Here is a 20,369-nt window from a genome sequence, read left to right as displayed (position 1 = left end):
GAGTAAATATTAGAAACTTCCCCGAGCATTCCAAATTAGTTTCCCCCAATTGCACTGTTGCCGCGTCGATTTCCTCGTCAACTTCTCTCTTGGTAACCAATAGTATTGCTCAGGAAGCTAGGAACGCCTACCTATGCCGTAGCAAGCGCCTCCATCGCAAGAATGCCACGTCTCCCGATTTACTGCAGAATCACAGAATTCCCCTCGGCCAGCTTCTCCTCCAAATCTGCTCTCAGGTCCTTAAGGTAAGCCTCCAAATCTGCTTGGGTGCTGATGGTTCTGCGGGGCAAAGCATAGGTTTGGGCTTTGGGCTCAGCCATTTTAACGGCCTCTGCCAAGGCAGCCTGAAATTGACTTGGCAGCGCACTCAGTTTTGTGTTCCACGCATCCAACGATGTATGCCGCAGCGAATTGAGAAGGGCCGCACTGTCGAGCTTTTTCACATCCGCCCCATGCAGGATGTTGTGACGCACGAGCAACAGATGCTTTTCCTCAGGTGTCAACTTCTCGAAATAAGCGTTCGTTTGCAAATCAGCCATCTGAGATTGCCATACTGAATTGTATGCCGACTTCCGGGCATTCAATTCGGCCCAGAGAAAATCAGATACTTTCTGCAACAACGGTGCGACCAAATCCGGCTCGTGCAGCAAAAGTCGATCGTCTTCAATGGCATCTACTTGTGCTGTTAATGCTTCAGACTCCGCGCCAAAGTTCAGGAAAGATTTAAGATGGCTCAGTAATTCCCATGACGGCTGTCGTTGATCCGCCTTTTCAGCCAAAACCCGCCATTCGACCAACTTTGCTTTGAGATCGGCTGCCTGCTCGTAAATGGAAAGCAGCCGCGCATTGCCATCAAGGTTTTGGATATCCTGCAAAAATGCCGTCGGAATCTGCTTTGGCAAAGGTGCAGATCCAGATACTTTGGCAGCTAGATTCTTGAGCAAATTGAGGAAATTGAGCGATTGCAGGAACTCCTCATTGGGTTTGCAATTGATTCCCGCGTCCAAATAGAGCTTCTTGATCTCAATCTTGTGAAGGGCGGTAAGGGTATGCACCTCCTTCTCGAATTCTGCCTTGCCAATCTTGGTTTGGTTTAAGCCAGTCTCCTTGGTGGATAAGTTTTCGAGATGGGTCAAGACAAGCAAAAGCGTATCGATCGCGTCCTGACTCCAACCGTAAGGGGAGCGCATGAAATTTGCCCGGATGTCCCTCCCGGTAAGCTTTTTGTTTCCGATGAATCGCAAGATTTCGATTGCCATCGGGTGGTCTTTTCCGTCTTTGTCGTAGCCGATGCGCTTCAAAGGATCGGGGTCTCCGGCAAGGGCTTTGTTCAAGGCCTTGTCCCAGTCTGCAAAATCAGCCTTTGCTCTGAAGTCCGGAAATTGCCGATCTGCCAAACTATCCAGGGCTGACTTGGCATTGTCAAGGAGATTGCCACTGTCGACCTTGTTGCCACCTGCGAGAAAGATGCTGGCGTCAGCAGCGATCTTTTCTACCAATTCGTTGATTGCGAGCAAGGCCAAACCTTTGCGGGTTTCCATGCTCTTCTGTGCCTGCTCGGCCTCCAAAGAAGACGCCAATCCCTTTGTATGCAGCGTGGAAGAAGCAGCCAAAAACTTGATAATGGCCTCTCGGAGCTCTGTGTCACGCTTTTTGTGAACATAGGCGTAGGCGAGCGGCGTATCAGCACCTGCACTTCGCAATTCGTTCATCACGGTGCTTTCTTGCTCATACCAACCATCGCGTACCCAAAGATTGAGCTTGTTGTCTGTGCTTGGCTTTTCTGCGGCTGTCCATACTTCAAAATCTCGCCTCAGCCGAGAGGTCCCATGAAGAATGTTGATTCCTTTAGTTTTTTCTTTGAAATAGCCAAAGATCTTCTCTCTGCGAAGCTGAGCAATTTGGTCTTCGCCTGCATTGGTAAGTTTGTTAATCTGGATTCTGAACTCCTGCTCCCATTCGCTTCCGACCTTGGTTTGAAGCTTAAATTCGTCATCGATCGGCATGAGCACCTGTTCGTCAACCAATTTTCTTACAAGGTCCTTTACCTTGGTTCGAAACGGATCTGAAGGCGTATTCAAATCATCCAAGAGAAGGTCGGCGATGGTGGTTTCATTGGATTTGATCCTGCCGCCCGGCATGTCTTTGGGCAATTGATCAATGAGAAAAACAGCACTCAAAATCCTGCCTTCCAACAAATGATCGCCGCCTTTGGCCTTTCTTTCGAGAATAAGGTTGTTGGTATCATTCAAAAGAAGTGCGTTCTGGAGAAGTTGAGGCTGTTTCTGTTCAAATACAAAGTCGGCTGGGATTATCTTACCAACTTCAAGCGTGGCCACGCGTTTCAAACTTTCGTCCACAATCCGCAATTGGCTACGCAATTGCCCCAGCGTCCCAGCCTTGTCGATCACCAACAGGATGCGTTTCCAAAACTTGCGCGTGCTTGGCAAAATCGGATAATCGGCGACCAAATTCACGCGATCGGCCGTGAGGTATCCAAATTCCGTCCCCGAAAGATTTCTGGAAATCTCACCAACTGTACTGTCAAGCCGCTTTGTGAGCTCTGCAATGACAGATGGCTTCTTCTCCAAGACTGTTTTGCGCGTGACCGTCTCGACATCAGTGTCTGACAGGGATACCTTTACGGAAAAGCGATCCTGCAAAGGTTGGAGCTGCGGCGTATCTGACAATGCGCTTTGACCTGTGGCCACCAGGAGAAATTTGCCGTCAAAATTGCTGCAAATGTCTTGGGCGAGGTTTTGAATATCGATCGTCTTGTTGCTGTCTTGCCCGATGAATTGCTGTAATTCGTCCAAAACGATGATTGTACACGGGATCTTATTGCCAAATTTGAGGGGCAACACTTCGTCGCGAATGGTTGCGATCATCTGATCACGATTCACGCCCTCTACACGCTTAAAATTTGCCTTGAAATTCTCCCGAACCTTGGCTTCATTTTCCGCAAACTCCGGCCGTAGTTCCAGGACTGCCTGTGCGATCGTCGAGGAGACAAACAAGTTTTCATATTCGGACTTGAAGTCTTTGCCCTTACTTTCGACAATCGCCTTGAGATCGTCGTAGATTCCCTCCTTCATCGCCCAGTGAACGAATTTGAAGTGGTGATACTGCGTGGGAAGTCCCAAGGCTGTCAATAGCAATTGCAGAAACGAATACCGGCAGTCGGCCGTGGGAAAATCCTTGAGTGTTCCCGAAATCGACAGTGTCCCGTGCAACTTCTCCTTGCGCCCGAGCTCTACCAACAAATCTCCGACGTCGCTTGGAAGTGGCTTGATGGCGCGTGCAGTATCCCCGTTGGGAAATTTAAAATCTTCCCATAGGTAGCCCAACATTTTTACCAAATGAGATTTACCGCTACCAAAGAAGCCACTCACCCAAACAGCTGGTTGCTTGGGCTGATCGATGTGCTTCAGGTAGGTATCGAGGATGCGGAAAATGCCACGTTGATATTCGCCCTCGCAAACAAAAGTCTTGATCTCATGGTGAATCACTTTCAGCCCTTGCGTGTCACGCGTGGTATTGATTTCGACAACGCCGTCATTGAGAAGGTTTTTGTCTTGAGGATCGAGTGTGAATAGTTCTCTGTTGTTCACGATTCAATTCATTTTTAAGCGGTAATGGGTCTCGCCAAATAGCTCCAACCATCGCGTGCATCGAGCAATCGGTATTGATTTTGACTAAACTCCCCGGGGAAAAAGACCAATACCCGTCCGGTAAAGGCACCGGAGGCACCTTTCAAAATATCTGAAAGCCTTGCCAAACCAAAGAGCGCCGCCACATCACGAATGGCAATTAACACATTTTCGTCGGTCTTGCGATCATGAATTTGATCCAGAATACTTCGAATGGCAAAGTCCTTAAACTCTGCCTCCAGCTGATCCACCAAAGCTTCTGGATCAGCAAAATACGCATCTCGATAAGGATGGGCTGCCATCCACTCGGGAAATGTGCGTTTCATCGAGACCTCAACCCAACTTTTCCCGGCGCGTCGCGTTGCCATTTCGAAATCGCCCATGCGCAAATCGATCTTCCGCTGCTCCGCAGGATCGTACACCAAAAACCAAACGCGTTCCTGACCAGATAATGTACCAACCAAGGGCTCCTGCACGGCCGACTCAAATGCAGCCAAAAGCTTATCGATTCTCGTTTTCATGGAGATCAAGTTGTTTTGATAACATTGGGAAGGTGATGGCTGTCACCGAACCTGAGGACTGAAAGACCATCAACTCACGTTTGGCAGCCTCATGTGCCAGCTCACGAAGGCGCTCGGGCGAGAGGTCCAATACTCGAACCCACTTGCTCGCAAGAATGTATTCGCCACGGTCGCCATGGAGGTAGGCCAAAAGCATAGCGAACGTGACCACAAGGTAAGTTGGACGCACTTCGATCCGCAGATTCCGGTATTTTCCGCTGAGAAAGCCCCCTTGTTTCCAAGAACTTGCCAAGTTTTTCCCCACTGAATGCAACGTGATCGGGGAAAATCGGTTCGGATGAAACCGTTCAACTTGCATCTCAAATTTATCCACCTCCACGCGCTGTCCAAGCGATGCGCTCAAGACCACCTCTGAACTTTCGGCAAGCAGGGTATCATTTCCAAGTGCGAATACAAGTGCCAACATTGGACGTTCGGTTGGCTGCACCAATCCCCAGAAATACAAGAAAGCTCTAAATTCGCTCCGAAGAGGGTCCAAAAGATAGAGCTTGCGAAGGAGCATCGCTGTTTTAGTGGTGTTTGTCTTTGTCGTCTTGCCGATTGCGTTGGCTTGAAGAGCCGCCTGAAAATCAAGGTCCGTGGCAGCATTGGCCATCAAGCCACTTAGCTCCGAAAACATCAGTGTACGGCTCGTATGTATGGTATTTACTTTTGAAGCCATGTGACTTTTTGAAGTGCCCAAATTGGGGCAATGTCGTAATGAGCGCGTTCGAGACACGATTCCATGGGGGCAAGTTAGCGAGAATCGAGGAAAGGACATGTTCCTTTTTGAAGGTTTTGGAGTGCCAAACAGGAACCGAATGATGATCAGCAGTACCTCAGACCTAGCCTCTTGCAAGGTCGCACCTACCTCCAAGGCAAAAGGATGCGGATGCGATCGGAGTGTCTCTTAACAAAAAAATATCCACACTTCTGGCCTGGGAGGTGTGCAAGGGAAGATTGATGGACCTACCATAGAGCAAGGTCGTACCTACCTCGGAGCAAGGTCGCACCTACATCATAGGAAGGTGGTGCCTCTATGAGAGAAGGCAAACCTCAAAATTCCAGATTTGATGCAAATTGAAATCAATGGGTTTTCTCGAACTTTGATTGTTCGTCGGGACGGCTTTTCTTGTTGCTCGTGCGTGAAGGGCTGCACCCTTCGCTAGGGGACTTCGCGCTTTCAGCGCTTGGATGGTGCCTTTCCATTGGAATTTGTGGTACTGTTTTCTCTTGCGTCATTGACGCTGAGCTATTGTTGCCGTTTGGTCATCCTGCGGAGCAGGACCTTGTCGCATTTCGTCCGTTGAAAGTGTCTTCGTTGATGGTTTGTGGAAAGTTCATTTTGGGATTTGATTGAAATGCCGAATCTTGAGATTCAAATTTGTACATCATCGATAGTGCGTGTTAGTTCGACCCCGCTGCCGCTTGCCGCGAAGTGGTAAAGTCCATGGTTGCGGCACCCATGATTTGATCCGCCGCGAGCCCGCCTCCGGCGGGGCTCGCGGCGGAAAGCAGGTGTTGGGGCCATCAACCATGGACTTCGTCCACGGCTATTGTTGTTTAGGCCCTTCGGGCCATCCAAAGCACAAATCAGATTGATACTGGCAAAGGTCTGGACAAGCATAATAAAAAAACCACAATACCCCAAAATCCAGGGGCCACTCCCCTCTCTTTCAGTGCATTGTGGTTTTGAAGCTATCAACCCATCCGAGGATGGGCTAACGCAATGTCCTAGCGGGTTACGACGAGCCTTTTGGTCAGGACTTCGTCGCCGCTTGTCAGTTTTACGAGGTAGATGCCGCTGTCGATTTTGAGGTCGAGGCGGGTGGTGGCATCGGCATTGGGGATGGACACGAGCTGCTTGCCGAGCAGGTCGGTGACTACGATGCTGATGTTGTCGAATTGTCCGGTCACCACAATCTTGCATGTGCCGTTGCTGGGATTCGGCGACAGGCTGAAGTCGAATCCATTCATTGGCATTTGGGTGCCGACGATCAGGCCTACGACGGCGGTGAGGGTGTCGGTGCAACCGTTGGCATCGGTGACGGTCACGAGGTAGGTGCCTGCGGTCAAGCCCGTGAGGTCTTCGGTGGTGGCGCCGTTGCTCCACAAGAAGGTATAGCCTGCTGTGCCACCCGCGACGGTCAAGTCCACTGCGCCGTTGCCTGGAGACGAGGTAATTTCATCGGTTACCACAGACGACAGGGCAATTGCTGCTGGTTCGGTGATGGTGACCGTATCCGCCATCGTACATCCGGCGGAATCGGTTACGACATAGCTGTAATCACCGGCTGCAAGTCCCGAAATGGCCCATGAGGAGTCTCCGGTGGACCACAATATGCTGTAGCCGGGGCTGCCGCCACTGACCGCAATTTGGGATTGGCCATCGTTGTCTCCGTTGCAGGTAATGTTGGCGGTCGAATCGGAAATCACCATTTGGGTAGGCTCCGTGATGACGACCGATGTCGAATCCGTACAGCCATTTCCATCGGTCAATACGACAGAATATGTGCCGGCAGGAACACCTGTCAAGGCGGCTGTGTTCGCACCGTTGGACCATAGGTAGGAATAACTTGGCAATCCGCCGATGCCGGAAGCCGTGGCATTGCCGGTAGATGCGCCGAAGCAAGCGATGTTGTTGTTGACCACTGCGGATACAATGGCAGGCGCCGCAATATTCACCTCAATGGTGTCATTGGCAGAAGTTGGATCCGACAGATTATTCGGCAACGTCGTCCAGATTTTGATGTTGGTGGCCGCAGTGATGGCGATATTGCCCAAGACCACATTCAGCGAATCTGGCAAGCTACCACCCACGGTATCAATCACTGTCGTCACAATGCTATCCGGCTGCGGAATCCCGTTGACGGTCCATTTGACCGTAATCGGATTGATCTGATTGCCGCCGAAGTTTTTGATGGTGACTTCGACGGGATAGGTTCCTGCGCAAACAGGAGGTACAAAACCAAGGATTGCGTAGGCACCGCCGTCATTCGGAGGAAGGCTAATTTGACGAATGATCACACTCCCATCCCCAATTTGAACGCCCGCGAGATTGACGGGGTTGAGGCCTGCGTTGAACGAACCGCCACCGCCGCCTGCTGCACAGCAAACACTCCCATTGTTGCCACCGCCACCACCGCTGTAGCCACCGCCGCCACCGCCGCGGTAGTTGTTCCAGCTACTTGTGCCGCCGCCACCACCAAATCCGCCGGTGCCTTCATCAATCCCACCTTGTCCTCCGAGGAGAAAGGATTTTCCACCGGCAATGCCCAAACCATTGGAGAGCAAACCACCTCCTCCATCGGCGCTCGCAGCAGCGGCACCGCCGTTTCCGTTTGTGCCACCCACGGCCAAGGTTGTGCCCAATGCCCCTCCCGAACCATTCGTTGTAATTTGACCATCACAGGCCACGATGTAGGCTGCAGAATGATTGCCTCCGCCGCCGCCAGCAACCACCAAAGGCGTATTGTTGGTCCTCGTCACGAAGGAGCCGCCGCCGCCGCCGAATTGATGGTTGTAAGTCGTGGCGGGATAATTCAAATAATGCCCACCAAGTTGACCGACGAGAATCTTGAGGGTGTCACCCGCATTCAAGGCAAATTCGCCAGAAATATGGGCACCACGCCCGCCGAAGGGGCCATAACCTTGTCCGCCAAAGGCTTCAATTTCATAATTGGCTGTGACAGGAACCACCCAATATTGGATCCCGCCCATGGATGTGACATTTCCGGCGAGGTTCGTGGAGGCGTACGCTGCATTGAGTTGCAGTTGTGTGGGACCAATGTTGGCCGTTGCTCCACCTGTTGTAAAGGTGTAGGTTTGGCTCCATCCGAAATGTACGGTCGTAAAAAACAGCAAAAACAATCCTAATTGTACTAATTTCTTCATAATTGGACGTTAGTAATAGAGTGATCAAATGACGCTATTGGAAGCGCCGATGACGTTGAGGAGATCAAGTTACATTGTGGTGCGGAAAAATCAAATAGATTTGTGCTGCATTCACGGTGAAAACAATTTATGCTTATCGCCTTTCCATACTTTCCTTGCGGCCCGGGAATTCGCATGCCCCGTTCAAGTCCGAGGATGGTCGAAGGAAGGGCCTGTTGGGTTCTCAACCATGGACTTCGCCACGTTTTTGTTTAGCCCGGTTTCCAAAACCGACCCTGAACCCCGACAAAAACAGACATTGAAAAACAGCAGTTTTCCCTTTGTCGCCGCCGTGGGATTTTACGTGGACGGCCAATTCGAATGGGTGTGGTTGGATGGCCAATCGATCAATTCTAATGACATGTGAGGTGCGGTGTCCATGATCGCTGAATTTGTCCTTTTCCACGATCATCACATGGATTTTGCATTCGAAGACATCGCTTTCAAAGACTCCGGCAGGATTTCCAAGAGGCAATTGGTACAGCTTTACCGGTAGGTTCAAGGCCATTTGGGTATCCTTGTCAAATTTCGGATGCAATTCAATGGGAGCCGGTTTGACGGAGGTTGCGTGCCCATTGACCGTGCGGTGGCCTTCCAAAGTGAACCGCATCCATAGGTCATTTCCGATGCGGTCACCGCCGTAATGAATGGATTCCAGGGTAATAATATGTAGTGGGTGCATGCTTTTTTTGTTGAAATCTCCATTTAGTCCTAACCCGTCACTTTAAGGCTACCTTCACCGTCCACCGTGCCTTTGCCGTCACAATCGTCAGAAAATACATCCCTGCTGGATTTCCACTTAAATCAAATTGTGGCATCTGACCGTCATTCAGTTCGGAGCGAATCGACAACGCCATCCCTGCTGCATTCGTCAGGTACATTTCTTTGATTTTCTCATCCTCCAAGCCTAATATTTGAAATTTCCCTTCGGTCGGATTGGGGAATGCGATTGCCGAGAAATCGGAAGCAACATTCGACACCTGCGTCGCAATTCCACCGATTTTTAGAACATAAGCATCTTCGGAGCCTGCGGAGACATAACTTGCCACGGCTGCAAAAGGATCGAGGTCAACCGTTCCACCAAAATAGCCTGCGAGGTAGATTCCATTGTTGGCAGCGACCAAACCAAAAGCGGACTCTCCGTCGGCGCCACCCAATTGAAGACGGGAGACATAGGTGCCACCGCTGGTCAGTTGCTGCACGTAAATGTCTGAGGCACCCATGCTATTGGCGAAGTCAGTTGCAGGGCTCGGATCAAAGTCGACGGTATCACGAAATTCGCCAGCAATGAAAATATCTCCTGCAGCGTCTTCCTTGATACAACGCACGTATTCGTCGTCGGGGCCACCAAGGGTATGAAACCAAATCAGGTTTCCAAGTGATCCCAAGCGATAAAGATAGCCATCCCATCCTCCGACAGCATTGACAATGACAGTCGCTGGACCTGGATCGCTGTCAACATTTCCTTGAAAAATGCCTCCTGCCAATACATCCCCATTTGCACAAACGGCGATCGCCTGCCCATCTGCGAAAATCGGAACGACGACCTGCCTGACCCAAGCAAAGTTCCCATTGGCATCCAATTTCTCAATAAAGCCATTGAAGCCGGATAAAGTCGTCAAGTTGTTGACTCCTGCACCTGGGTCGAAATCAACCACGCCACCAAAAATTCCGGTGAGGAAAATGTTGCCTGAGGCATCGGTGTCGATGGCTGCACCATAGTCGTCGCCTCCCGAAGTGCCGGTCGTCATGGTCTTCACCCAAAGGAAATTGCCATTCGCATCCAATTTGTGGACGAAGATATCGGATGAAATTGCGGTCAGCGAAGTCACTCCAACCCCCGGATCAAAGTCCGCGGTGCCCTCAAATCCGCCAGTGATCAGCACGTCTCCCGTGGGTGTGAGCGTGATGCCGTAGGCAATGTCCTCGTTGACGCCGCCAAAGCCATGGGCCCACAACAAGTCACCATTCGGATCCAGCTTTTGCACATAATAATCGCGCCAGATTGCCGAACCAGTATCCAAAATACGTGAGCCCGCTCCTGGATCAAAATCGACTGCACCAGCATAAAAGCCCGTCGAATAGACATTGCCGGCTGCATCCACCGCCATGGAATAGGGACGGCTGATTTCAGGACCCGTCATCGCTTTTGCCCAGATAAAATCACCGGCAGGAGTCAACTTTTGTACATAAATATTGCTGACTCCAGAGGCGGTAAGCGGAAAATTTCCCGCTCCAGGGTCAAAATCGACTGTGCCCGCAAATGTTCCTGTGGTATAGACATTGCCTGCCGCGTCGACCGCCATTGCCCGATTCACATCGCTGCCGGTAGAACCCATCGTTTTGCTCCAATCCAAAGTTTGACCGAAGGTTGGCGTTACCAACAACAACAAAAGCGCGAATAGTAAACTGTTCTTCATCTTTCAAAGATATTCACAGCAAGCTGCAAATCAAAGTGAACCGTGGTGGTGGCAAACTATCTGGCATTTGCAAATTTCACCCGCAATCACCATATTGGTCCTATGTTGGCTGGCAAGCCCCGGGAGAAGGCTTGGTTGAATCCCTTGGTCGTGCCAATAGTTTGTTATTGAATGAAATGAGAAAATCGATTTTCAGAACACTGCTTGCTTTCTTTGCTTTTGCCTTGTTTTCAGTTCCACTCTGGGCCAATGAAATTCAGATCGTTTCGCTGAGCATCGCCTCGATCAATAGCCTAAATCAATATGCCGAAGTGGCGGTCGACGTGCGTTGGGACAATAGTTGGGACGATGGAATCAACCACGATGCAGCTTGGATCTTTCTCAAATACCGCCGCGTGGGAACGACGACCGCGTGGGGACATGCAACCTTGAATCCGACTGGCCATACCCTTCCTTCGAATGGTCTTGTGGATACTTCGCCGGATGGGAAAGGTGTGTTTTTGCGCAGAAATTCGCTGGGCGGTGGTTATGTCTCGTTTGGCGGAATGCGCCTTCGATGGAATTTCGGGGCGGATGGGCTGACGTCCTTGGACAGCGTTGATTTAAAGGCATTTGCCTTGGAAATGGTGTATGTGCCACAAGGCTCCTTCTTTGTCGGGGATGGACAAACGAATTATCAGGAGGTCTATGGCAATTTCGAAGACGGCCTTACGGGCTTGCCATTGGCAATCACTTCGGAAGACAGCCTGACTTTGGGCGGAATCAATGCGGGATCGTTGGGCAACAATCAGCGCATCAACCAATATGCCAATGGCGGTGGCGGACTCACCTTCGATTGCAGCAATGACGGATGTCTCGGCGGCAGTGGCGACGATTTCAACGGATCTATGGAGCAGTCCTTGCCGGCCGCTTTCCCCAAAGGATTCAACGGATTTTACTGCATGAAATACGAATTGACGCAGCAACAATATGTCGACATGCTGAATTGTCTTACGCTGACACAACAATCGACCTACCTCGACCAAACGAGCAATTTCTACATTCAAGGCACCTTTTTGGACAACCGCTACGGCATCACTGAAACGGCGGGGGTTTATTCAACCGCAACGCCGCATGTGCCCATGATCTTCATGGATTGGATCAAAGGCGCAGCATTTGCGGATTGGGCCGCACTTCGCCCGATGACGGAATTGGAATTTGAGAAGGCTTGCCGCGGCCTAGATGCTCCCGTGTTGAACGAATATGCTTGGGGGAATGCAAGTTTGGATCTTTTCGACGACTTCACCCTGCTGAATGTGGATCAGGACAATGAGGGCATCGACCAAGGCTTCAATACCAACGGGAGCATCGGCAATTGCTGGATTCGCACGGGTGGCCAAACAATGCCCAATTTGGCCCGGGTTGGCATTTTTGCAGCGTATCCACAGAATTTCAATCGCGTAACTTCCGGGGCAACGGTTTGGGGCATCATGGAAATGAGCGGCATGGCTTGGGAGCGTGCGGTGAGCGTCGGTCATCCGGAAGGGCGGAAATACACTGGCTTGCATGGTGACGGCAATCTCAGCCCCAACGGCTATGCCGATGTGAACCAATGGCCCGGGTCGTTTTCCGGCAGCACCGTCGAAAGCAATGTAGGCGTGGGTTACCGCGGTGGGGGCTTGGCCTATCCGAATCCGAATTTGGAACACAATGCCCGTGTGAGCAGCCGCAGGGTAGCTTCTGCCTACTGGAACACGGTGATCAACGACGATGGAGGACGTTTTGTCCGCAGTGCCAACTAAATCATCCCACGAAAATGAAACGATTTATACTCTTTGTTTTGCTTGCTTTGCCTACGATCGGTTGGACCCAAGGGAAATTCTATGGCGGCAACGCGCAAGGTTGGGCGATGGAAACCTTGCTCAACCAATCGCTTGCGGTCGGCGTTTTGGCTCCGCAACCCCAAACCGAATTGGCGATCCATCCCAATCCGGTGGTTTCGCAATTGGTGGTGGACCACCTCGCGGCGGAATCAGCCTATATGATTTTCGATGTTTTGGGAAAGGAAATCGGGCGGGGAATGGTGATCTCGGGACAGCCAATTGATGTGAGCCTTCTCCTACCTGGCTTCTACACGCTTCAAGTGGGCAACCAATCGCGGAAATTTCTCAAGGAGTGAGGTTTGCATTCATTGGCAAGTGCTCAGTACCTATTGCTAATAACGGTCTCATGTAGTACGCTGCTAATCGATAGCTAAGCTGACAATCGTTCGCGACCAAGCAGCAGGACATTGGGCCGTCCATCAAGTTGGGCAGACTGCTTCCGATTCTAGAAGGATTTCCCCCCGACAATCACAAAAAAAATTTTCAACCCTTTTCCAGCTGCTAATTCGATTCAGGAACGGCCTCGAAAACAAATTTGAAACGTATAGAAAACTAAACGGTAAATCCCACCGTAACTAACCTACCAACCCGTGAAAAATATGAAAAAATTGAGTGCCATCTTCATGGCCTGCATGGTCGTTTTTGCCGTGACCGAATGCAAGGCGTTTGATCTCGTTACACATTGCACAGCCCAACAAAAGCTGTCTGACGATGCGTTTTTCGAGACATTTCCCTACGAAGACTACCTCGCGACCGCGCTCGTGGATCCCCTGCCGCAATTGCTGCGTGACAGGGGCGTTTTAGAGGCAAGCGGACGCAAAGAAGTCGCAGATCCTCTCCTCTTCGGAGCCACAGATTATTACTTGAAAGCCACCCCCATCGATGTGACAGACCTGCATGTCCTCAAGGCGCAATTGCTCCTGGCGAAGCAATTTCTGGATTTCCATTCCCCGACAGATTCCGCCCTCAACTTCCTCACGCAGAGCATCGGCGACCGCTTTTTCAGTTCGGCAGCCTACCACATTGAGGAAGGTTACGCAAATGGATTGGTAGACAAAGATGCTAAGGTGTTTGGGGAGGTGTTTGAGCTGCTACGCAGCAGCCATTATGCCCCTAATATCCCGGCGAGCAATTCCGAAAAACTGGTTACACATGTCAAGAACGGCGACTGGGCTTATATCTGGGACCGGTTCAAGACGCGGTATTTGAAGGATACGGTCCTTGCCATCTCATTGGCAATGAACCTGCTATTCCTTTCGGGTCCCCTCTTGCGCCTCCTCAAGAAAAGGTTCTTTGGCGCGCGTCAACAATTTCATTCTCCTGCTTCTTCCAAAAATCAACTGTGAAATCTTATGGCACATCTCTCGAAATTTCTCCTCTTGGGCATTCTCCTGCTTGTGGGTACAGAATCCCATCCACCGATGTCCGAAGACATTAAAATCTCCACAGCCACCGCCGACTATGGAATCGGTAAGACCCAATATTACCGCAACAACAGCGTCGCCGTCACACCCTTGGCTGCCGGACTGACGCCCTACGGCCATGAAATCGAATTCAAACGCAAATCAGGAAGAATCAAAGCGAAATATTTTGCCACGAATGCGGTTTCGAATTATACCGAATGGCGGCCCTACAACGACGTGGTCCTTGTTTGTAGCGGGGCATTTACCAACGATTATGAGACGCCCATGGGCATCACCATCGATGGCGGCAAATTGGTCAACAAACTCGTTGACACCAAAATGGACGGATTGGTGGTGGTTTATCCCAACGGTGGAATCGCCGTCTCCAATCTGGAGGACGGAAATTTGCGCTATGGCAGTCCGGAAACCGTCGCTGATTTGCGCTCCTACCGCGATTTGCAGGGCTTCATCAATTGGGCCGCGCAGGAAAGGGCGACCGTATTCCAGACGCAATTGCTGGCATATGACAACACATTAAAACTTGATGTGAGCAAGGCTCGGACCTCGCCTGCGCAGCGTCGGTTGCTCGTGATTGCCAAAAACGCAATGGGGGAAATCCTCCACCTGATTTACAATATCACCACCTCGGAATACCTCGGCGACGCTGCTTCCAATGTATTGCGCTATGCCAATCAGGAACGCGGGCTCAATGTCGTGGCCATGCTGAACCTCGATACCGGCGCCGAAGACATCCTCGAGGTCTACAATGATTATGGCTTTAAAGTCACCGAACCCACCGGTCCCGTCCCCGTCGCCAATGCGGTGAATTTGGTGGCATGGAGCTATTCCTTGAATTAAGGAATAAGTTTTCAATAACATCCAATCTTATGCTTGTCTTTTCGGCCCCTCGCTGCGTTGCTTAAAACGGCCGTAGCGCTGCTACGACTCGTTTCAAGCGCCTTGCTAGGAACCAAAAATCCTACGCATCATCATGGATCTTATTAAAAACATATTCCTAAGGAATCCCTTGACAGGAGGCAAACGACGAAGGCAAGTCCAACAATTGCCCAGCGTCCTCAGGTCTCCACAATATAGAAGCACAATTCTAGGTATTCATCCAATCACTCGAAATGAAAAATCTCCTCCTTGTTTACCTGATATGCCTTTCGTCGGCGGTGTTGGCACAAATTCCAACGGATGCCATTGCGCATTGGCCGATGGATGGCAACGCCGTGGATCAGAGCAACAACAAAAACGACGGCGCGATGATCGGCGGGGTGCAAACTGCAGCCGACCGTTTTGGAAATGCTTGCGGTGCCCTGAAATTTGATGGCTCTACCGGCTACCTCAGCGTACCGAGTTCGGTTTCCCTCAAAAGCCCAGTTTCTGCCTATACAGTGGCGGTTTGGGTCAAAATGGAGCAAAATCCGACAAGCCCGACCCGCAAGTGGCTCACTGTCTGCTGTAAATCCGATATCCAAATGGAGACCGTCAACAGTCCGCAATTTCGTGTGCAATCCATGCAAGACGACGCGCGGGGCTACAATACGGTCTCAATGAACACGGATTTCACCGAGCCCGCCAATGAAAATCTCCTGCTTGGCCAATGGTTCTTCTACGTCGTGCGTTATGACGGTGTGCAGGTGAATGCCTATATTGATGGGAAGGCCGCATTTTCCTTCGCCTACGCAAAGCCATTCACTCCCAACGATATGCCGCTAGAAATTGGAAGGGACGTACCGGGCGGAATGGAATTTTATTGCGGGATCATGGACGATCTGCGCATTTTTGACCGTGCGCTTTCCCTCTCCGAGATTACGGCACTTTACCAGGACAAATCTGCCAAAGGGAAAACCGCGGCGGTGGCGATCGAATGCCCGGCGGATATTACGAAGACGGCCATCGTAGGGAAATGCGGGATTCCTGTGAATTATCTGGAACCGACGGCGACGGTGGATTGCGGAACGGCAAATGTGCAACTTGTCGCAGGCTTGGCGAGCGAATCGTTTTTCCCGATCGGAGAGACAACGGTGACCTACCGTGCTACGGCGGCCAAGGGCAGCTCGGCCGAATGCAGCTTCAAGGTCACCGTGCAAGACAACAGCGTTCCCACGATCCAATGTCCGGCGTCGATGGTCGTGAATTGCGATCCGGGAGCATGTGATGCAGTGGTGCAATATGCTGATCCCACCGGCAAGGGCGCCTGCGGAGATCCGACGCTGGAACGCATTTTGGGTGAAGAAAGCGGATTTGCATTCCCCAAGGGCATCAGCAAACAAACGTACCGCGTCACGGACGCCTCCGGCAAAACGGCAGAATGCAGCTTTACGATCACGGTCAAGGACACTGAAAAGCCCACGATCACGTGCCCGCAAGACCTGCAAGTCGAGGCGGATGCCGGCACGACGGGCGCCATCGTCAACTATGATGCTCCAGAATACGGGGACAATTGCCCGGGCAGCATCCTCAGCAAATTAAAAGGTCCGCAAAGTGGCGCACGTTTCCCGGTGGGCGCCTCGACGCTCACGTACCAAGTCAAGGATGCCGCAGGCCTTACGGCGACTTGCAGCTTTGTGGTGACGGTTGCAGTCACAGACGAATTGGGAATTGTTTGCCCTGAAAACAAGGTGGTCTCCACCGATCCCGGCGACTGTGCTGCCATCGTCAATTTCAAGGCCGCCACCCTCACCGGTAATCTCAAAGACGCCACCGTGACGCAAACGGGCGGATTGAAAAGCGGCGAACAATTTGCCGTTGGAACCGAGGAAATTCTGTTCACGGCAAGCCATCCTTCGGGAAAATCTGCGGATTGCAGCTTCGCCATCACCGTCAAAGACATGGAAAAGCCCAAAATCACCTGCCCCGATGATATGCAGGTTCAGTCCAAGGCGGAAGGGACTTCAGTGAGTTTCGAGCCGCCGCGTTATTCCGACAACTGTGCAGGCAGCAAATTGAGCAAGCTCAAAGGCCTTCAAAACGGCGCGAATTTCCCGGTCGGCGCCACGACGATGACGTATCAAGTGGTGGATGCCGCGGGCAATTCGGCGACTTGCAGTTTCACGGTCACGGTCGAGGCGGCCAAGGAAGAAGGGAACCTTGGGATTCGCTGCCCCTCAGACAAGGTGGTGCCGGCCGATCCCGGTGATTGTTCGGTGGCGGTGGGTTTCAGTGCGGCAACGGTGACCGGTAACCTGAGCGATGCCATAGTGGCGCAAACCGGCGGTGCCCGGAGCGGTTCGAGGCTTGGAATCGGAAGTCATGTTATCACCTACACGGCATCGCATTCCTCGGGAAAATCGGCCGAATGCAGCTTCAAAATCAAAGTGCAAGACATGGAAGAGCCGCGGATCACCTGCCCCAACGACGTGCACGTGCAGGCCAAGTTCCAAGCTGACGGCGCCAATTATGCCTTTGAGCAACCGGATTTCGCCGACAATTGTCCGGGAAGCAAACTCACCCAAGTTGCGGGCCCTGAAAGTGGAGAATTCTTTCCGATCGGGGCAAGTACATTGACGTTTGAGGTGCGGGATGCGGCAGGCTTGACCGCGAATTGCAGTTTCAATGTCCATGTCACCGCAAAGGAACCGGAATTGCCGACACGCTTGGGAGGGGATTCGATTGTCTTTCAAAAGGATATGATCAAGGTCCAATCCCGGCAGGTGCGTATCTATTTCTATGACAACCATGATCAGGACGGAGATACGGTTTCCTTGAACTTTGACGGCGACTGGCTGGTCGACCATGAGAAGATTCTTGGGAAGAAGAAGGTGTTGGAAAACAATCATTTCATAGATTTGGACATCAGCCCCAACAAGGTTCATTACTTGATATCGAAGGCTTGGAACGAAGGACGGAAGCCGACGAATACCCTGACGATCGAGATTCATGACGGCGTTTCCCCGCCCAAAATTCTGGATCTGACCTCCAACATTGGAAAAAGTTCGGCCATCAAGCTGTTTTACAAGAAGTAATCGCAAATCCTATGAGAAGCTATCTGTTTGTCTTGATGTTGTTGGCGACGGGCTCCTGCACGGTTTTCCCGCCGGACTATACGCCGGTTCAAGACTCGGTCGCGACCCAACCGCGGGTTGTGGTGGCGCGCAATCCGGTGGAAGCGAATTTGAAAGACCAATCGGCGCGTCTTTTGGCGCAGATCGATGCGGTGGATGCGCTTGCCCACGATCCGGTATTGGAGGAGCAGGCCGCGTTTGCGGATGCCCGACGTGACAGCAGCCTGGGTGCTTGGGCGACGGCGGCGCGCAGTTACCGGGCAACGGCTGCTTCCTTCGCACGGGACACCGCAGCAGATGATTCGACCCGCAAGGAATGGATCGCTGAATTGGATTCGCTTTCAGGTTTGGTCACGCAGGCGGAACTGTCGCTGCGTGACTTGGTGCGTGTGGCGGAGATTCGGAACATCGACGAAAAACTTTCGCCGGCGGCCTCATTCCGGTTTCAGGGGGCGCCCTATTCTGCGATCCGTGTGAATCCGGCAGCGATGGACATTCACCTCCATTGGAAAAATGCAGGGGGTGAAAAGTACATTTCGATTCAGAAGCTCAAGCAGGATTTGGAGAAGAAGGGCGAGACGGTGATGATGATTACCAATGCCGGGATGTACAATCCGGACAATTCGCCGCAAGGCCTCTTCATCGAGAAGGGAAAGGAGTTGGTTCCGATGGATACGAGTCGCGGCCCTGCGGGGCAATCATTGAACTTCTTCCTGATGCCCAACGGTGTTTTTTACATTGGCAACGACGGCCCCAAGGTGGTGGTAACCGAGAAGTTTCCAAAATCCGCCAAGGGAATCAAGTTTGCCACGCAATCGGGGCCAATGTTGGTGATCGACGGCAAGCTCCATCCGAAATTCACGAAAGGCTCCAACAACACCAATATAAGGAGTGGGGTCGGCATCACGTGGGACAAGCAGGTGGTCTTCGCGATCTCGGACCGGCCGGTGAATTTTCACGACTTTGCGACGCTGTTCAAGGACGCCTTGCATTGCGATAACGCACTTTACCTCGACGGAGCCATCTCGCAGATGTACCTCCCAACCAGCAAGCGGATGGATCTCGGCGGGGATTTCGGGCCCATTGTGGCGGTGACTGTGAAAAAATGACTCCGCGGGAAGTCCTGTCTGCTCAAGTGTACTGGTAGGTGAAGGATACAAAACAGCGTCCATCCCGCTCATTCAGGTGCATATAAATCCACGCCCCGTAAAAATCCCCCCAACGGCTGGCAGTCAGTTGCCCGACGAATCCGGTGACATAGTCAATGGTATCCTGATCCACCCATTGCATCCAACAGGGTTGGCCGCCCAAATGTCCGATTTCGGTGTTGATCCTGATTCCCTTCTGATGCAACTCCTCTTTCAGCGGCTCCACGGCATCGTACCAATCATCGTCGTCGGGGCTGAGGTCGGATTCAAAAGGATGGATTTGGACATAACGTGCACTCGGCTTGGCAGGATAGGGTGGCTTGACGACAATTTGACTGAGTGGTTCGTCCTCATCGAGGGGAATGTCGTCGCTGTCCAGGACGGTTGCCGGGTCTGCGACGGGCACGTATTCTCCATCTTCATAGTCCCGGAGTTCATACTTGCCATCCACCACCTCAAAGGTCACGTTGTAGGCGCAAGTCGTGTAAACGAAGAACAGCGTGCCGACTTCCCCGGGAATGATCTGGGCAAGGTCGACGGCAAGTATCGGCTTGAAGTAGATTTCAAATTTTTCGGGTTCGCTGAAGACTTCATCCATGGCGGGCTCCAAGCGGAAAGGGGTTGGTGTTTCGGTGAAGGACAGGAAGAAGTATTTCATGCAGAGATGGTTTTGAATGCAAGATAGCAAAACAGTCCTTGGATTTTGGTGCCATCGGAAAGAGAATCCGCCGGGCAATCTACCGCTGTGCATAGACATGTGGACATTTCCCGGTCTCGGATTGGCTTGAGAATCGCATTCCGTTTGTCATTCTAATTTTAAGTTTTCAAATTAGCACCCTGAAATACCTCAAAATTCGAAGCATTTGGAACTTCAATCAATTCTCTTTTGGGTGTTTTCCCTCCTCGGCGTGGCCGGAGGGATAGGCTTGATCCTGAACAGGAACCCAGTTCATGCGGCTTTGAGCCTCATTCTCAACTTCTTCAGCATCGCAGGTCTTTACCTGTCGCTGCAGGCGGAGTTCTTGGCCGTGATCCAAATCCTGGTGTATGCCGGGGCGATCATGGTGCTTTTCCTCTTTGTGATCATGCTCCTCAACCTCACGAAAGAGGCGCCGGAGGGTCCATTTACCTTTGCCCGCGTTGCGGCTTGGGTCTTGGGCCTTGCCTTTGTTGCCGAAATGATCGTGGTGTTGAAAAATGCCTTGGGTGAAACCGGCGGCGAACTGCCCGAGAAATTCGCGGGCGCAACGGTGGAAGCCGTCGGGGCAGCGATGATGACAAAGTACATTTTCCCATTCGAAATGATTTCCGTGGTGCTCATCGCCTCCCTCGTGGGTGCGATCGTGGTTGCCAAGCGTTACGGATACGAGAACGAAAACTGAT

Annotated in this window: 14 protein-coding genes; 7 read left to right on the top strand and 7 right to left on the bottom strand. The window is 51.7% G+C overall.

Going from position 1 to position 20,369, the window contains the following annotated elements:
- Nucleotides 1-179: 179 nt before the first annotated feature.
- The 6 genes from brxC to IPN95_23760 all read right to left on the bottom strand — a co-directional run bounded on the left by brxC (nucleotide 180) and on the right by IPN95_23760 (nucleotide 10,563).
- Nucleotides 180-3,611, bottom strand: coding sequence for a BREX system P-loop protein BrxC (gene brxC / locus IPN95_23785; GenBank protein MBK9452387.1), 3,432 nt, complete (start codon nucleotides 3,609-3,611; stop codon nucleotides 180-182).
- A gap of 14 nt (nucleotides 3,612-3,625) precedes the next feature.
- Nucleotides 3,626-4,171 carry a DUF1788 domain-containing protein gene (locus tag IPN95_23780; GenBank protein ID MBK9452386.1) on the bottom strand — a complete coding sequence of 182 codons (546 nt, stop codon included), beginning with the start codon at nucleotides 4,169-4,171 and terminating at the stop codon, nucleotides 3,626-3,628.
- Nucleotides 4,152-4,892, bottom strand: a complete 741-nt coding sequence (locus IPN95_23775) for a hypothetical protein (protein MBK9452385.1) — start codon at nucleotides 4,890-4,892, stop codon at nucleotides 4,152-4,154. Before IPN95_23775 ends, IPN95_23780 begins: the two co-directional genes overlap by 20 nt.
- A 1,052-nt stretch (nucleotides 4,893-5,944) precedes the next feature.
- Entirely contained in the window at nucleotides 5,945-8,104 is a 2,160-nt protein-coding gene (locus IPN95_23770) for a T9SS type A sorting domain-containing protein (GenBank protein MBK9452384.1), read from the bottom strand.
- A 223-nt stretch (nucleotides 8,105-8,327) separates the two neighbouring features.
- On the bottom strand, nucleotides 8,328-8,825 hold the full coding sequence (locus tag IPN95_23765; GenBank protein ID MBK9452383.1) for a hypothetical protein: 498 nt from the start codon (nucleotides 8,823-8,825) through the stop codon (nucleotides 8,328-8,330).
- A gap of 37 nt (nucleotides 8,826-8,862) precedes the next feature.
- Nucleotides 8,863-10,563 carry a T9SS type A sorting domain-containing protein gene (locus IPN95_23760; protein ID MBK9452382.1) on the bottom strand — a complete coding sequence of 567 codons (1,701 nt, stop codon included), beginning with the start codon at nucleotides 10,561-10,563 and terminating at the stop codon, nucleotides 8,863-8,865.
- A 176-nt stretch (nucleotides 10,564-10,739) separates the two neighbouring features.
- Between IPN95_23760 and IPN95_23755 the strand changes: the two genes are divergently transcribed.
- The 6 genes from IPN95_23755 (at nucleotide 10,740) to IPN95_23730 (ending at nucleotide 18,947) form a co-directional block, all read left to right on the top strand.
- Nucleotides 10,740-12,344, top strand: coding sequence for an SUMF1/EgtB/PvdO family nonheme iron enzyme (locus IPN95_23755; protein MBK9452381.1), 1,605 nt, complete (start codon nucleotides 10,740-10,742; stop codon nucleotides 12,342-12,344).
- Between the two features lie 14 nt (nucleotides 12,345-12,358).
- Nucleotides 12,359-12,721, top strand: coding sequence for a T9SS type A sorting domain-containing protein (locus IPN95_23750; protein ID MBK9452380.1), 363 nt, complete (start codon nucleotides 12,359-12,361; stop codon nucleotides 12,719-12,721).
- A 303-nt stretch (nucleotides 12,722-13,024) separates the two neighbouring features.
- Nucleotides 13,025-13,771, top strand: coding sequence for a hypothetical protein (locus IPN95_23745; protein MBK9452379.1), 747 nt, complete (start codon nucleotides 13,025-13,027; stop codon nucleotides 13,769-13,771).
- 6 nt (nucleotides 13,772-13,777) lie between these two features.
- Nucleotides 13,778-14,686, top strand: coding sequence for a hypothetical protein (locus tag IPN95_23740; GenBank protein ID MBK9452378.1), 909 nt, complete (start codon nucleotides 13,778-13,780; stop codon nucleotides 14,684-14,686).
- A gap of 272 nt (nucleotides 14,687-14,958) precedes the next feature.
- Nucleotides 14,959-17,799 carry an HYR domain-containing protein gene (locus tag IPN95_23735; protein MBK9452377.1) on the top strand — a complete coding sequence of 947 codons (2,841 nt, stop codon included), beginning with the start codon at nucleotides 14,959-14,961 and terminating at the stop codon, nucleotides 17,797-17,799.
- Nucleotides 17,800-17,810: 11 nt separating this feature from the next.
- Nucleotides 17,811-18,947, top strand: coding sequence for a phosphodiester glycosidase family protein (locus tag IPN95_23730; protein MBK9452376.1), 1,137 nt, complete (start codon nucleotides 17,811-17,813; stop codon nucleotides 18,945-18,947).
- A 22-nt stretch (nucleotides 18,948-18,969) separates the two neighbouring features.
- Here the strand turns inward: IPN95_23730 and IPN95_23725 are convergent, their stop codons facing one another.
- Nucleotides 18,970-19,644, bottom strand: coding sequence for a hypothetical protein (locus IPN95_23725; protein ID MBK9452375.1), 675 nt, complete (start codon nucleotides 19,642-19,644; stop codon nucleotides 18,970-18,972).
- Nucleotides 19,645-19,849: 205 nt separating this feature from the next.
- Between IPN95_23725 and IPN95_23720 the strand changes: the two genes are divergently transcribed.
- Nucleotides 19,850-20,368: an NADH-quinone oxidoreductase subunit J gene (locus IPN95_23720; protein MBK9452374.1), complete on the top strand. Its 519-nt coding sequence runs from the start codon at nucleotides 19,850-19,852 to the stop codon at nucleotides 20,366-20,368.
- Nucleotide 20,369 lies beyond the last annotated feature (1 nt).

The sequence above is a fragment of the Bacteroidota bacterium genome, from assembly GCA_016718825.1.
Lineage (GTDB): Bacteria > Bacteroidota > Bacteroidia > J057 > JADKCL01 > JADKCL01.
The sequence above is the reverse complement of the archived record's forward strand: the minus strand, read 5'-3'. Positions and strand labels throughout refer to the sequence as shown.

Excerpts from the sequence above, each read along its gene's own strand:
- IPN95_23755 (MBK9452381.1), top strand. The coding sequence starts at position 10,740 with ATGAGAAAATCGATTTTCAGAACACTGCTTGCTTTCTTTGCTTTTGCC.
- IPN95_23750 (MBK9452380.1), top strand. The coding sequence starts at position 12,359 with ATGAAACGATTTATACTCTTTGTTTTGCTTGCTTTGCCTACGATCGGT.
- IPN95_23770 (MBK9452384.1), bottom strand. The coding sequence starts at position 8,104 with ATGAAGAAATTAGTACAATTAGGATTGTTTTTGCTGTTTTTTACGACC.
- IPN95_23740 (MBK9452378.1), top strand. The coding sequence starts at position 13,778 with ATGGCACATCTCTCGAAATTTCTCCTCTTGGGCATTCTCCTGCTTGTG.
- IPN95_23745 (MBK9452379.1), top strand. The coding sequence starts at position 13,025 with ATGAAAAAATTGAGTGCCATCTTCATGGCCTGCATGGTCGTTTTTGCC.
- IPN95_23735 (MBK9452377.1), top strand. The coding sequence starts at position 14,959 with ATGAAAAATCTCCTCCTTGTTTACCTGATATGCCTTTCGTCGGCGGTG.
- IPN95_23775 (MBK9452385.1), bottom strand. The coding sequence starts at position 4,892 with ATGGCTTCAAAAGTAAATACCATACATACGAGCCGTACACTGATGTTT.
- IPN95_23780 (MBK9452386.1), bottom strand. The coding sequence starts at position 4,171 with ATGAAAACGAGAATCGATAAGCTTTTGGCTGCATTTGAGTCGGCCGTG.
- IPN95_23760 (MBK9452382.1), bottom strand. The coding sequence starts at position 10,563 with ATGAAGAACAGTTTACTATTCGCGCTTTTGTTGTTGTTGGTAACGCCA.
- IPN95_23765 (MBK9452383.1), bottom strand. The coding sequence starts at position 8,825 with ATGCACCCACTACATATTATTACCCTGGAATCCATTCATTACGGCGGT.
- IPN95_23725 (MBK9452375.1), bottom strand. The coding sequence starts at position 19,644 with ATGAAATACTTCTTCCTGTCCTTCACCGAAACACCAACCCCTTTCCGC.
- IPN95_23730 (MBK9452376.1), top strand. The coding sequence starts at position 17,811 with ATGAGAAGCTATCTGTTTGTCTTGATGTTGTTGGCGACGGGCTCCTGC.